General features: G+C 45.1%; 12 protein-coding genes. 9 read left to right on the top strand and 3 right to left on the bottom strand.

Translation table 11 applies throughout. From position 1 onward, the window contains the following. Positions 1-34: 34 nt before the first annotated feature. The 9 genes from trpB (at position 35) to PATL_RS14520 (ending at position 9,424) form a co-directional block, all read left to right on the top strand. Positions 35-1,222, top strand: coding sequence for a tryptophan synthase subunit beta (gene trpB, locus PATL_RS14480; RefSeq protein WP_011575600.1), 1,188 nt, complete (start codon positions 35-37; stop codon positions 1,220-1,222). Continuing rightward, complete coding sequence (trpA, locus tag PATL_RS14485) at positions 1,215-2,057, top strand: tryptophan synthase subunit alpha (protein ID WP_011575601.1); 843 nt, start codon at positions 1,215-1,217, stop codon at positions 2,055-2,057. The genes trpB and trpA overlap by 8 nt, the downstream gene beginning before the upstream one ends. Before the next feature lie 9 nt (positions 2,058-2,066). After that, positions 2,067-2,366 (top strand): YciI family protein, encoded by a 300-nt coding sequence (locus tag PATL_RS14490; RefSeq protein WP_011575602.1) that lies wholly within the window; start codon positions 2,067-2,069, stop codon positions 2,364-2,366. A 122-nt stretch (positions 2,367-2,488) separates the two neighbouring features. Next, a complete protein-coding gene (arfB, locus tag PATL_RS14495; RefSeq protein ID WP_011575603.1) occupies positions 2,489-2,902 on the top strand; it encodes an alternative ribosome rescue aminoacyl-tRNA hydrolase ArfB in 414 nt (137 codons plus the stop codon). Positions 2,903-3,061: 159 nt separating this feature from the next. Continuing rightward, the gene (locus tag PATL_RS14500; RefSeq protein ID WP_011575604.1) at positions 3,062-4,024 is read left to right on the top strand and encodes a choice-of-anchor A family protein; all 963 of its coding nucleotides are present in this window, start codon (positions 3,062-3,064) and stop codon (positions 4,022-4,024) included. Positions 4,025-4,153: 129 nt separating this feature from the next. Beyond that, complete coding sequence (gene prsT / locus PATL_RS14505; protein WP_198136246.1) at positions 4,154-6,949, top strand: XrtA/PEP-CTERM system TPR-repeat protein PrsT; 2,796 nt, start codon at positions 4,154-4,156, stop codon at positions 6,947-6,949. Positions 6,950-7,127: 178 nt separating this feature from the next. Beyond that, positions 7,128-7,403, top strand: a complete 276-nt coding sequence (locus PATL_RS14510) for a PepSY domain-containing protein (protein WP_011575606.1) — start codon at positions 7,128-7,130, stop codon at positions 7,401-7,403. Further along, positions 7,403-8,083 carry a response regulator transcription factor gene (locus PATL_RS14515; RefSeq protein ID WP_011575607.1) on the top strand — a complete coding sequence of 227 codons (681 nt, stop codon included), beginning with the start codon at positions 7,403-7,405 and terminating at the stop codon, positions 8,081-8,083. The genes PATL_RS14510 and PATL_RS14515 overlap by 1 nt, the downstream gene beginning before the upstream one ends. A 3-nt stretch (positions 8,084-8,086) precedes the next feature. Continuing rightward, complete coding sequence (locus PATL_RS14520) at positions 8,087-9,424, top strand: ATP-binding protein (protein ID WP_011575608.1); 1,338 nt, start codon at positions 8,087-8,089, stop codon at positions 9,422-9,424. Positions 9,425-9,486: 62 nt separating this feature from the next. On the opposite strand, the gene PATL_RS14525 is transcribed toward PATL_RS14520, so the two are convergent. The 3 genes from PATL_RS14525 to PATL_RS14535 form a co-directional block, all read right to left on the bottom strand. Next, positions 9,487-10,596 carry a mechanosensitive ion channel family protein gene (locus tag PATL_RS14525; protein WP_011575609.1) on the bottom strand — a complete coding sequence of 370 codons (1,110 nt, stop codon included), beginning with the start codon at positions 10,594-10,596 and terminating at the stop codon, positions 9,487-9,489. A 409-nt stretch (positions 10,597-11,005) separates the two neighbouring features. After that, complete coding sequence (locus PATL_RS14530) at positions 11,006-11,776, bottom strand: tetratricopeptide repeat protein (protein ID WP_011575610.1); 771 nt, start codon at positions 11,774-11,776, stop codon at positions 11,006-11,008. 233 nt (positions 11,777-12,009) lie between these two features. Next, positions 12,010-14,319: an FdhF/YdeP family oxidoreductase gene (locus PATL_RS14535; protein WP_011575611.1), complete on the bottom strand. Its 2,310-nt coding sequence runs from the start codon at positions 14,317-14,319 to the stop codon at positions 12,010-12,012. Positions 14,320-14,323: the final 4 nt, after the last annotated feature.

Consider the following 14,323-nt stretch of genomic DNA (forward strand, 5'->3'; position numbering starts at 1 on the left):
CCACATTTTAACGATTTAAAGACGAGAAATTATTATGAATCATTTAGAGAGCAAATTCGGACAGTTCGGTGGTATGTATGTACCAGAACTGCTTATTCCCGCGCTTGATCAATTAGAGCAAGCATTTATTGACGCGCAAAACGATCCTGAATTTCAAAAAGAGTTTATGGAATTGCTTACCGACTACGCAGGTCGCCCCACGGCAATGACCTTGTCACGTAACTTGGTTTCCAACCCAAATGTGAAACTGTATTTAAAGCGTGAAGATTTACTTCATGGCGGCGCTCATAAAACCAATCAGGTACTAGGTCAAGCACTACTGACCAAGCGTATGGGTAAAACCGAAGTCATCGCTGAAACTGGCGCTGGGCAACACGGAGTTGCAACAGCATTAGCCTGCGCACTGTTAGGCTTAAAAGCACGTATTTACATGGGAGCCAAAGACGTTGAGCGTCAAGCGCCGAACGTGTTCAGAATGCGTTTAATGGGCGCAGAAGTCATCCCCGTAAACGCAGGCTCAGGCACCCTGAAAGATGCCGTGAATGAAGCCATGCGTGACTGGTCTGCCACGTATGACAAAGCTCACTATCTACTTGGCACCGCGGCTGGTCCTCACCCGTTCCCGACTATCGTGCGTGAATTCCACCGTATGATAGGCGAAGAAACGCGCGCGCAAATCATGGCCAAAGAAGGTCGCTTACCTGATGCGGTCGTCGCCTGTGTGGGTGGTGGTTCAAACGCTATTGGTATGTTCGCTGACTTTATTGACGAGCCAAGCGTGCAGTTAATCGGTGTTGAGCCAGCCGGTAAAGGCTTGCACACGGCTGAACACGGCGCTGCGATCGGTAAAGGCACCACAGGCATTTTGCACGGTGCATATAGCTACATCATGCAAGATGAAGACGGCCAAATTGAAGAATCATATTCTGTATCTGCAGGGCTTGATTACCCAGCCGTTGGTCCCCAGCACGCTCATTTACACGATATTGGCCGCGCCACCTATGCCGCTGTCACCGATGACGAAGCGCTTTATGCATTTCAATTATTATCCCGCAAGGAAGGTATCATTCCGGCCCTTGAATCATCACACGCCTTGGCGCATGCCTTAAACATGGCAGATGAAGCCGAAGATGGCACTATCATAGTGGTTAATTTGTCCGGTCGTGGCGACAAAGATTTAGCCCACGTACACAGTATTTTGGGAGGCCAAACCAATGAGTAATCAAAATGATCATAATGACATCCATAGCAGCGACCGTTACGACAGTATGTTCACCCGTTTAGATGCAGCGAATGAAGGCGCATTTGTCCCTTTCGTGATGCTAGGTGACCCTGACATCGCCACGTCCCTAGAGATTTTAAAAGCCTTGGCTGAAGGCGGCGCAGATGCTCTTGAGTTAGGTATTCCTTACTCTGATCCTATTGCCGATGGCCCTACGATTCAGCAAGCGAGCATTCGTGCCCTGAGTCATAAAATTCACCCCAGTGATTGTTTTGAGGTGATCCGTCAATTCCGTGAAATCTACCCTGATACACCTATTGGCTTGTTGCTGTACAGCAACTTAGTGATTAAGCCCGGTCTTGAAAAATTCTATAACGATGCAGCTAATGCAGGTGTTGACTCGATTCTGATTGCTGATGTGCCACTTCGTGAAGCAGACCGCTTTGTTGCTATTGCCAACGAAACAGGTATTAAGCAAATCCTGATTGCTCCGCCTAACGCCAGTAATGAGACCTTGGCTGAGATCGGTCAAAAATCACAAGGTTACACTTACTTACTTGGCCGCGCTGGCGTAACCGGCGCTGAAACAGCTGCCACCATTCCTGCCAGTGAGTTGATTGCCAAGTTGACTCAGTACAAGGTGGCTCCGCCACTATTAGGCTTTGGTATCTCTAAACCTGAGCAAGTCAAAGAAGCGATTAGCGCAGGTGCAGCCGGCGCTATTTCAGGCTCGGCAACAGTGAATATCATTGAAAAAAACCTGTCTCAGCCTGAAGTGATGCTTAGCAAGCTTCGTGAGTTTGTTAGCGCTATGAAACAAGCAACTAAAAAATAAGGAAAGCCCATGTGGTATGTAGTGTATTCACAAGACGTAGAAAACAGTTTGCCACTTCGCAAGCAAGCACGTGCTGCGCACTTAGCCCGTTTACAACAGCTAAGTGATGAAGGGCGTCTGTTGGTCGCAGGGCCATGCCCAGCTATTGACAGCAAAGACCCAGGTGAAGCCGGTTTTACTGGCTCTGTGGTTATTGCTGAGTTTCCCAGCTTAGAGGACGCCCAATCTTGGGCTGATGTTGACCCATATATAGATGCAGGCGTGTACAAAAACGTCACGGTAAAACCCTACATTAAGGTGCTGCCGTAACGCATTTAGGCTACAACACTGTGTGCGAGGCAATGCGTATATCCCTTCGAATCTGCCTCGCATTCTTTAGCGCGTTAGCCAAGCTACCACCTAAAAAGCCGCTGCCGTAAAAGGACAACAAAATGATTTTTATCAAAAGCTATATTTCGCTACAAGATCACGAAGTTGAACTAACTGCTATTCGTGCCCAAGGTGCTGGCGGGCAAAATGTTAATAAGGTATCAAGCGCCATTCATTTACGTTTTGATATTAAAGCGTCATCTTTACCTGCGTTTTATAAAGAGCAGTTGTTAAACAGTAACGATAAGCGCATAACCCAAGACGGCATATTGGTGTTAAAAGCCCAAGCCCATCGTACCCAAGAAATGAATCGCCAAGACGCATTAGAACGTTTGGCCGCCATTGTGCGAGACGCTGCCGTCGTACAAAAACCCCGTAAAGCTACAAAACCCACCAAAGGCTCACAAGTGCGCCGAGTCGAGACCAAAAAGAAATCAGGGCAAAAGAAGCAGCTTAGGAAGAAAGTCGAATATTAACCCAAGCAAAGTGTATGTTATTGTCCACACTTCAAAGCAATAGTTTGTCAGATTGTTTTACATCAAACTGTCATATCTCGCGCTTATCATCCTTTTTTTGTTATAGATTACTAAAGGTGTTTGACCGTATCGGCAATACACTGGTTAAGGGCGAAGTATATGAAGTACCCTGTATTAAGTGTCGTTGCGACGCTATTCGTTGTGATATGTGCGACAAGCGCAGAAGCCTCTTCAGGTTCAATCGGGGCTTATAACCTCATACTTCTTGAGGATTATGACTTCAACGGTGGCGACGTAGAAGGTAAATCAATTATCGGTGGCAATTTGAATGCGGCCGGTAAAGCAGTCGAATTTGGCAGTCGCCTACCTGATACAAATAGTGCAATTGATGCGGTGACGATTGTGGGTGATATTAATGCCAATCACGTTACGATCCAAAATGGCAACAACATTGTTTATGGTTCAAACTCGAGTCATGCAAATTTCAATCTAAACGGAAGTGGCGGTTCTGCATTACAACGTTCACAGACTGAGCTTGAATCTGAAATCGCAGCCGTATTTACTGATATATACAACGACAGCTTATATTTTAATAGCCTAGCTACGAATGGCTCGTTTTCGGGTCCCGGTAATCAATCTTCACTTTCATTTTCTGGAAGTGAGAGTGTCGCAGTATTTAACGTAAATGCGTCTGATGTCTTTGCACAAAATAATTCGTTAAGTTTGCAACAAGCATCTGCGTCAACGGTTGTGATTAATGTTGCAGGTACTGATATTACAGCAGGCGGCGGTGTGAATCTGACCAATGGTTTTAGCCAACAAACGGCGACTAACATCGTTTGGAATTTTTTCGAGGCCACAACCATTAATTTTAATAACTTAGCGCTAAAAGGCTCAGTCCTAGCTCCCTATGCTGATACCACAGGCGGTTCTTCTTTTGATGGTGCCTTTGCAGCAGTTTCTTATACTGGGGCTCGAGAGTTTCATAATTTCCTTTTTGATTATGATACGCCGAAGCCAACGCCTCCAACCACTCAAGTTAATGCCCCTGCATCGTTAGCGCTATTTGCTTTAGGTCTTGGGCTAGTTTTTAGAACTCGGCGGAATCGTCAACGTAGTTAAAATAGAACATTTTTATCAATGTAAAATGTCACCTCGCACTCTTATTTAAAGACGGCATACGCCGTCTTTTTTTATCGTTAACATCAGTTTTAGGTAACCCAAATGATATTCAAGGCTATCACTGTTTGTATGCGTAAAAGCGCTCACGTTTTACTACTCTTTGTATGCGCGCTAAATCTTTTACTTCCAGCGGCAGCGCAAACCAACGATTACGAAAAAGCGTTACATTCTTATGATAAGGAACGCTTTGACGATGCATATATCTATTTAAAATCGAGTTTACAGAGTCACCCCAGTTACCTCCCCGCCAGAATACTCATGGGTAAAATTTTGTATCAGCGCAAAGAGTTCAGCGGAGCAGAGCAAGAATTTTCCGACGCATATTCTGCAGGTGCAGATATCGAGCTTTATCTTGACCTTTGGGGCCTAAGCCTTATTGCCCAGGAGCGCTATGACGAAGTTATTGACTTCGAACTGCCGATATCATTATCAGAACAACACCGATTAAACTGGTTAGGCTTATCTGCAAATGCATGCAGTTTGTTAAACCGACTTTCATGCGCAAAAAACAGGTACAATAAACTACTCGCAGTATCACCTTCGAGTTCCACTGCCCTGAATGGCTTAGCTAATATTGCACTAATCAACGAAGAATATGGTGATGCCTTAAACTATGTAGAGTTGGCATTAAAAGGGGATAAAGAGAATGCCAATAGTTGGCAACTAAAAGGTCAAATTGCAAAAGCGCAAGGGCAACTATCCAAAGCAAAAACCTATCTAATTCATGCATTTAATCTAGATCCTCGTAATCCATTTATATCTCGTAATCTTGCTGATATATATTTGGCGATGGGCAATAATCTTGCGGCAAGCAATATTGTTAATAATATATTGAGTGCTAGCCCACACGATCCATTTGCTTTACTCATAAATAGCTGGCTACAGCAGCAAAACGAAACAGTATTCGCTGTAGATGAAGAGCTCATCACATTGGCAGGGAAAATTAATAGCATACCTAGTGAAATAGTGAATGAGCGTCCTCCCTTGCTCTACTTACGTGCTTTAGTCGCTTATTTACTAGGAAACTTAGAACAGGCGGTCAGAGATTTTACTCGTATTCAATCTATCAGTAAGCCCGATATACAAGTGAGCATACTTCTGGCCAAGACCTCATTGGCATTAGGCAAAGAAAAATCAGCATTGGCCGTTCTTGAAAGACACGAATCAGAATTGCTCGACGATATTGATGGCGCGCTTTTACTTGGTGAGCTGTACTTAAGCAGAGGAAAGGTCTTCAAAGGCGTTGAGCTATTAAAGCAATTGCTCTTGCTACACCCTAACAATGTTGACATAAAACTATATTCAGTAAAATTACTTCTAGCTCGTAAAAAATCATCTGAAAGTTTACAAAGATTAGATTCAATATTGGCAGATCATCCCAACAACGAGCGAGTTTTAATTACCCATAGTGTCATAAACCTATTGGTCAATAATGTTGGAGCAGCTAAGTACAGTTCTGAGAAATTACTAACCATGCAACCAAATAATGCTAGTTACTTAAATTTGCACTCCTCGGTACTCACACGACAAAATCATTTGGAACAAGCCTTGAGTACCGCACAGCGTGCACTAAAATTGCAACCCAGTATGGTTGCCGCTCAGTATAACCTAGCCAATATTTGGCATTTGCAAGGTGATGCTGATGAAGCTTTTCGACTGTTAAGATTGATACTGCAGGATCATCGCTTACATGTTCCCTCTCTTTTGCTTTCAGCCAAAATAAATTATGAAAGAGAAGAATTCGATCTTGCTGTAGAGCGTTACAAAACAGTGCTAAGTGTGAGTATTAGAAATGTCAAAGCTCACGAAGGATTGCTCTTAGTCGCGTTAAAAAAACACAATAGTAAAGATGCGTTGTACCAAGTGGACAAGCTACTTGCTTTGGATCCCGATAATATCAAGTATATCGTGCAAAAAGTGCAGTTACATCAAATCCGTGACGAGACATCTAATGCGACCAAAATGCTAGATAAACTAGCATTTCTAGGCAGAAACAATCCTCAAGCATTATTTGCCCTAGCAAAACTATACGTAAATCAGGGGGAAAACCAAAAAGCTCTTGCTGCGTTAACACAAGCGCAAACACTCGCGCCTGACAATGCCCAGCTTGCGTTACAGGTCATTGAGCTTATGCTCAATAATCACTTATCAAAAGAAGCTAAACCACGTATAGATGAATTAGCTGAGCGTTTTCCTTCATTAGCTAATGTACCGTTTATGCGAGGACGTGCAGCAGAACAAGAGCAAGATATCGCAACAGCACAACGAATGTATGAGTACGCGCTAAAACTTGATCCACAATTTGATTTAGCGCTAGGTAAGCTGTTTAGTTTTGCTCGTCAAGAAGTGGCTGTTTCATCATTTTTAACTCATGCGAATAAGACAATTGAACAACAACCGACCCGATATTTTCCTCGAAGCTTGCTTGCACAATACTATTACTATAACCACCAGCACTCACTAGCACTTGTTCACTATGAAGCTTTACTTAGCTTATCAGAAGTGCCTGACAAAGCAGCCTTACTTAATCGATTGGCTTGGCTCTACATGCCCAATAATTTACCCAAAAGTGCAGATTTTGCAGCACAAGCATACGAAATAGATAGAAATGACATAAATGTGTTGGATACTTACGGCTGGACACTGACTCAACTTGGGAGCCACAAAGAAGCATTAACCATATTGAGAGAAGCCGCCCTTCGTAACGCAACATCTGAATTGATAAAATACCATCTCGCATACACGTTACTCCAACTCAACAGAATAAATGAAGGCAAACACCTTCTTGAAAGCGCCCTTAGCACTGATAGTGACTTCTACGGCCGCAGTGAGGCCCAAACGTTAATGTCGAATATAGATATGTAATTCAGGCAAAATTCAGCTAACACCCCGTATGCTTACCCTCGAAGCAAACTTCGTCACTGGCGCGCTTTACCTTTAAAGACTTTAGACCTGCTTGAGATGTTGACTTAAGTAGAAGTATTTCCACCAAGGTATTGATTGCGCTAAACTATCCGTAACCGTTTGTGAATGGGGTCAATCGTTGAAACATATCGCCAAAAATACACTATTTATTTTATTTGTCAGTCTGTCATCGGGGTTGTTAGGTCATGCCTATGCCCAAGAGGACAACGCCAAAATAGATAAAAACCAAGCTGCTCAAAAAGCCCAGCAGCAGGTACAAGGTCGTGTATTGAAAGTTGACCAAAGTAAAAATAAATACCGCGTAAAAGTACTGCAAAAATCAGGGCGTGTGGTCAACGTTGACGTTGATAAACGCTCAGGTCGAGTGGTGAAAAGTGGTAAAAAGGACGACTAATGCGCATTTTAATTGTCGAGGACGACAGCCGTTTATTAACTCAGTTAGACACGCTTTTACAAACCCATGGCTACAGTGTTGATTTAGCCGATGATGGCGCCAAGGCACTGTTTTTATTAAGTGAACACCCTTACGACTTAGCGATTATCGATATCGGTTTGCCTGTTATGGATGGCTTTGAAGTCATTCAAAAAGCCCGAAAAAATAATGTTTCTTGCCCTATCCTGATTTTAACCGCGCGTGATCGCTGGCAAGAAAAAGTCGAAGGGCTAGATGCCGGCGCCGATGACTACCTGACTAAGCCATTTCAAAACGAAGAATTACTCGCCCGCGTTAAAGCTCTTATTAGGCGCTCTGCCGGTCAAGCTAACCCCACGATTGAACTTGGCCCTATCAGCCTAAATACCTTAAGCGAGCAAGTCAGCGTCAGCGGTACCGATATTGAACTTACGGCCTATGAATATAAGGTGTTTGAATACCTGCTGCTCAACCCAAAAAAGGTAGTGTCTAAAACCGAGCTTACCGAACACATATACGATCAAGACTTTGATTTAGACAGCAACGTTATTGAAGTATTCGTTGGCCGCTTACGTAAAAAACTCGACCCACAAGGAAGCATCAACCCGATTGAAACCATGCGCGGGCGTGGTTATCGCATCAGCCGAGAATTTCAAGTTTAACGGGTGCGCAATTTATCCTTACGCCTGCGCAGCTTTGCCGCTGCCCTGTTGGTATTAGTTGTATTCATTCCGCTGGCCGCATTTACCCTTGAGAGTGCGTTTACCAGCAGTTTAAGTGAATCAATGCAGCAGCAATTGCGGGTGCAAAGCTTAACGCTGATTTCTGAATTTGAAATGTCGGGTACCCAACCAGTGATGCCTGAGCACCTGTTTAACGATCAGCTCAACATCCCAGATTCAGGCTTGTACGCGTTTATCAAGCTTGACGATGACATGGTGTGGCGATCGTTATCGACCCTCAATTGGCAGGTCATGCCCGAATTTTATGCGCCGGAAGTGGGTAAAGAACGCTTCGATGAAGAATATGCCTTACTCGAGCCGTACTTTTTATTTGCCTATACAGCAGAGTTCGATGCTGGCGGTTATTTCGTTCCAGTGAGTTTCTATATTCTGCAAGATAAAAACGCATATAACGTACAAGAACAAGCCTTTATCACCACGTTGTGGCGCTGGCTAAGCCTGATCGCATTAGTCTTGCTTGGGTTATTGATTCTCAGTCTAAATGCTGCGCTATGGCCAATTAATCGCTTGATCAAGCAAATCAAACAAGCGGAAGCCGGTCACATTCAACACATCAGCCAAACCTATCCCCCTGAGCTTGAGAAACTAAAAAGCAGTATCAATCACCTGCTCGCCACTGAGCAACAGCAGCGCAGTCGCTACAAGAACAGCTTGAGTGATTTGGCCCACGGCTTAAAAACCCCTTTAGCTGTGCTATCTGGCAATACAGCATTGCCGGATGATGCCAGAGAGCCCATCAATCAGATTGATTTGCAAATTCAGCGCCAATTAAAACGTGCTGTTGCGGGCAGCAGCGCTGCATGGGAGCAAGCCGTAGACATATCGCCTGTATTGAACAAAATAATCAATGCCATGAACAAAGTGCATGCTCAAAAGCAGCTGTCTATTGAACACGTAGAAAGTGACACAAAAGGTCAATTTTTCGGTGATAGCACGGATTTAATGGAGTTATTGGGCAACCTATTGGATAACGCCTGTAAAGCTGCAAAGCACAAGGTTCGAGTTGAGATTTTAACGCACGAAAAGTTTGTACAGATTGATGTGGAAGATGACGGACCTGGTATTCCGAAAGAGAAACGTCAGTTATTACTGACCAGAGGTACTCGCCTTGACAGCTACAAAGAAGGCCAAGGGATCGGCATGGCCGTAGTAGCTGATTTGGTTGACGCCTATCAGGGCACCTTGCTCATCGAAGACAGTGAATTGGGTGGAGCACGCATTTGTGTGCGTTTTACAATGATCAATGCGCCGTCAAAATAAATCTATCATATACATTTTTGGCGGATGAAAACTGAATCAAAGACTTATTCGCGCTAGGTGAATTATTCAGGCTCTTCACCAGTATAATTTACGCGACGATCAGGCATTTCTTTAATGTACAAATCGTGCTTAGAGTACGGTATTTCAATCTGCCGTTGCTTGAACTGCTTAAAGATTTCACTGTTGAGTATGTCAATCACTCTGCCACGCAATGCGGGTTTAGTGATCCACACCAGCAACTCGAACTCCAGCGCGGATGCCCCGTAGCGGCGAAAACGTACTCTGGGCTCTGGGTCGCCACACACGTATTCTTTTTCAGCGAACGCTATCTGCATCAGTACCTCACGCACCTCATCAATATCAGCATTGTAAGATACGCCAATGGGCACACGGCAGCGAGACTTCTCATGGGGTCCACCTGATTCATTAATAATTTTAGAATTGCCCATCACTGAATTTGGAATGGTCACTTCCACATCTTCACGGGTTAGCATACGCGTGCTACGCATACCGATATGGGTGACCTCCCCCCGTTCGCCAGAGTCAAGCACAATATAATCGCCAATTTTATAGGGTGCATCTGCCATGATAAATACCCCAGAAAACAAGTTGGCCAAGGTGTCTTTGGCAGCAAAGCCCACAGCGATACCGACAATTCCCGCTGATGCCAACCAAGCGGTCATGTCTACGCCCCACACCGAGAACACAAAATACACCGCCAGCACCAAAATAATAATGTTCACCAAGTTCAAAAACAGTGGCAGCGTCTTGTTATTCACTGCATGAAAGCGGTTAGGATTAAGCGCTATTTGGCGCAACAGAACATGATTTGCGCGCAAAAAGAACGCGGTCCAAATAAGGATCGAAATCGACTGTAGCGAGGAAAATATAATATGCGCATACAAGTCAGACGGCGCGAGAATTGACGCCGCACTGGAAAACCCCATCAACAGCAAACTGTAATAGATAGGGGTGTGCAGCAAATGCAAAAAACTGCCATCTAAATCGGTATTAACTCGCGAGATTAAGGCTTTTAGCGCCACAATCAGTACATATTTAAAAATCGAGGCAACCACAAACGAAAGAACAATAACCAGCGCCGCTTGGGTATAACGATTATCGCCAAAGAAGGTTAAAAAGGGGGTAATGGTTTGATGTAACTGCTCAAACATGTATTTATTCCAATGGTATCTATGGCAAAAGTATAACCGAATCCGCTATTTAACACAGTCTATCCGCTACTAGGCATTATGCTGGCAGTCACTTAGGATTAAACAAATTCATGAGTATCGCTAAAACGTGAGTATCGGTAAAACATGATTTTCGGTAAAAAAAGAGACTGCATGTCGCATCGTAGATGATGAAGCTTTCTTGCCACTTAAATTGGAAGGTTGCCCCAGTGCGACCAGTGAATGGCGACTGAGGAAGCTGCCAAATACACACATCACTAAATGAGATTAATACTAAGACGCTACCCATGTCGGTTCAAACTGAGCAGTCATGATGCTGCGCCTAGCTATTTATCTATGTGCTGATGACGACTCTGAGACTACAAAGCCACATGCATGACCGCTTGTCTCATTAATCGTTTTCTATTTTTACCAGCAGCTCGTCTATGGCCATACGGCGATATTTATCGGCGATGGGTCTGTCGAGTCTCACCGGTGCTTGTTTTGCGCGCAGCAAATACCCTTTCGCGTCTTCGCTATCACCGTCATTAAACAAGAACTCGCCGTAAAAGAAGTTACTGTCGATACTTGCGGGGTGACGCTCAATGGCTTTTATCAACAGCTTTTTGGCTTGTTTATCGCTGCCGAAGCTTAAGGGCCATCCCGGCACCTTATGATAAAGCGTACCTAGGGAGAATGTCGCGACCCCATCTAGCGCGTCGTTATCTAGTTCAAGAGATTTTTCAAAAGAGAGCTTAGCTTTTTTTGCCAACCCAAGAGCATCAGTCCCACCAATTGCCGCCGCTGCAGTGGATTGGCAAATACCTAACCACGCCCAATACCCGGCATTTTCAGGCTGGTCCTGAACCAGTTCATTTGCTTGGGTGACTAACACCTTGAATGCGTTAATTTGCTCGTCGCCGCTGAAGGTGTAATTCACCTTTGCCCAGCGCTGTTGCAGGGCGTGCAGTTCAGATGTAACGCCTGCATCCAACACCAGAGAAGCGGCTTGATGAGCACTGCCACCGTCTAGGCTGGCTACTTCGTCACCGGTTGGCTCGGCGCAGGCAAGGGTAGATGATGCTGCGCAGGCTAATAATGAAAGTCCAAGTAAGACCGCTTGTGTGCGACCTCGCGCTTGTAACGCGTTGCCAATTACGCTGTTGTTGATTGATTTGACCACTGTTTTTTTCTGCCTTTTTATTATGGTTTACCGTGTTTATCTCGCAATTTGAAGCTCTGTCTATCAGCGCGACTGATAAAAGTCCACGGTATTGATTAGCCAATCGTTTTAGCCATGGCTCTACCTATGCACTGATTTTTAACGTGTGCACAGTGGTTCTACTTACGCGCTGATTTTTAACGTGTGCGCTGAGCTTAAACGTATGCGTTACGTCTATGCATAGCGAGCACGCACTAAGCATGCAAGCTAATGACGATTGACTTGTAAGCTGGCGTATTGCTTTTATCCGCCACACTGCCAATGGGTATTAAATCGTTGGTCTCAGGGTAGTACGCTGCAGCGCAGCCTCTGGGAATGCCATATTCCACTAAGGCAAAGTCACTTACTTCACGTAGCGCAGCCTTATCGTCTGGCCAGTGACTGCGGATACTCACATGTTGACCGGCCTTTAAGCCTAATGCTTCGATGTCCAAGCGATTAATAAATAAGACTTTGCGTGTACCATGAATACCACGATAGCGATCATTGTTGGTGTATACAGTGGTATTGAATTGGTCGTGACTACGAATAGTCATCATCAACAAACATCCCTCGGGCACTTCAACACTTTCAATAGCATGCACCACAAAATTGGCTTTTCCCGTGGCGGTGGCAAATGTACGAGCGTCCCGTACCCCATTGGGCAATACAAATTCACCTAATTCATCAATACGTTGGTTAAAGTTTTCGAACCCTGGGACCACGTTAGCGATATGGTCACGAATAAGTCGGTAATCTGTACGTAAGGCTAACCAATCTATGCTGTCGTTTTTAAGGGTATGCGCGCCTAACTGCGCAAGTATATCTATCTCACTTTTTAACAAGGTTGATGCTGGGGGAATTTTACCGTGAGATGTTTGAATCACCCCCATTGAATTTTCCACCGTAATGGTTTGAATACCGCTTTCTTGAGTGTCTATTTCGGTGCGCCCTAAGGCGGGTAAAATTAAAGCTTGCTTGCCCGTGTGTAAGTGCGAGCGATTGAGCTTTGTAGACACCTGCACCGTTAATTCACACTGGCTTAGGCCTTTATCATTGGCTTGGTGATCAGGCATGGCCCTGAAAAAATTGCCCCCAAGGGCGAACAACACTTTTATATCGCCCTTTTGCATGCCGTGTACTGTCTCTACAGCGTCAACGCCGTCTTTGCGCGGTGGGCTAAAGCTGAATTCCTTTTCAAGGGCATCTAAAAATGCGGGTGCCGGTTTTTCCCAAATCCCCATAGTGCGATCGCCCTGAACATTGCTGTGGCCACGCACGGGGCAAACGCCCGCGCCAGGTTTACCCAAATTACCTTGTAGCATTAAAAAGTTAGTCATCAATTGAATATTGGCCACGGCATTCTTATGCTGCGTCATGCCCATGGCCCAACAGCAAATCGTCTTTTTAGAGCCGCATGCAATATCAGCGGCTGCCTCAATTTGCGCTTGGGTCAATCCGCTGCCCTGCTCTATGTCTTGCCAACACGTTTGTTCAATGTCCGTTTTAAATTCATCAAAACCATGGCAATACTGCTCGATAAACTGATGATCCAATACTGGCTGGTGCTGACTGTCTCGCTCAATCAGCGATTTACATAAGCCTTTTAGCAAAGCTACATCACCGTTTATTTTGACCGGTAAATACACATCGCGCAGCGCAGTACCGCTGCCTATGACGCCCGACACTTCTTGCGGGTTTTTAAAACGTTTAAGCCCTGTTTCGTCCAGCGGGTTTACGGCAACTATTTTCGCCCCTTGGCGTTTCGCCCCTTGCAGCGATGCCAACATGCGCGGGTGATTCGTGCCTGGGTTTTGGCCGAACACAAAAATGGCCTCTGCATGCTCCAAATCTTCTAAGCTTACAGTGCCCTTGCCCACGCCTATGGTTTCGCCTAGGCCGACTCCACTTGATTCGTGGCACATGTTTGAGCAATCAGGCAGGTTATTGGTACCAAATTTTCGCACGAACAATTGATATAAAAATGCCGCTTCGTTACCTGTACGCCCAGATGTATAAAATGCCGCTTGATCCGGCGTATCTAACTGATTTAATTGGGTGGCAATCATCTCGAACGCACTATCCCATTCGATTGGCTGATAATGGCTTGCCCCTTCTGGCAACCACATTGGCTGCACTAATCGGCCTTGGTCGTTTAGCCAGCGGTCTGATTCTCCACGCATTTTGCTTACACTGTGCTGAGCAAAAAATTCAGCATCAGCGCGCTTAGTAGTGGCCTCATCGGCAACTGCTTTTGCGCCATTTTCACAAAATTCGAACGTGGCGCGTTTTTCAAGTGGGTCAGGCCAAGCGCACCCGGGGCAATCAAACCCTTCTATTTGGTTTAGATCAGATAATAGCCGCGTCCCTTTAATCGCTCCGGCTTTAGTCGTCACATTTTTGTAGGCGGATAATACGGCCGGTATTCCGGCGGCCCACTCTTTAGGCTGACTGATTTCAATGCGCTGCGTATCAGATGGGTCGAATGAGGGTGACTTTTCACTCACGCGTGAATCGGTTTTCATATTG

The organism is Paraglaciecola sp. T6c (assembly GCF_000014225.1).
Lineage (GTDB): Bacteria > Pseudomonadota > Gammaproteobacteria > Enterobacterales > Alteromonadaceae > Paraglaciecola > Paraglaciecola atlantica_A.

Coding starts and splice junctions, on each gene's coding strand:
- trpB (WP_011575600.1), top strand. CDS start 35: ATGAATCATTTAGAGAGCAAATTCGGACAGTTCGGTGGTATGTATGTA.
- trpA (WP_011575601.1), top strand. CDS start 1,215: ATGAGTAATCAAAATGATCATAATGACATCCATAGCAGCGACCGTTAC.
- PATL_RS14490 (WP_011575602.1), top strand. CDS start 2,067: ATGTGGTATGTAGTGTATTCACAAGACGTAGAAAACAGTTTGCCACTT.
- arfB (WP_011575603.1), top strand. CDS start 2,489: ATGATTTTTATCAAAAGCTATATTTCGCTACAAGATCACGAAGTTGAA.
- PATL_RS14500 (WP_011575604.1), top strand. CDS start 3,062: ATGAAGTACCCTGTATTAAGTGTCGTTGCGACGCTATTCGTTGTGATA.
- prsT (WP_198136246.1), top strand. CDS start 4,154: ATGCGTAAAAGCGCTCACGTTTTACTACTCTTTGTATGCGCGCTAAAT.
- PATL_RS14515 (WP_011575607.1), top strand. CDS start 7,403: ATGCGCATTTTAATTGTCGAGGACGACAGCCGTTTATTAACTCAGTTA.
- PATL_RS14525 (WP_011575609.1), bottom strand. CDS start 10,596: ATGTTTGAGCAGTTACATCAAACCATTACCCCCTTTTTAACCTTCTTT.
- PATL_RS14535 (WP_011575611.1), bottom strand. CDS start 14,319: ATGAAAACCGATTCACGCGTGAGTGAAAAGTCACCCTCATTCGACCCA.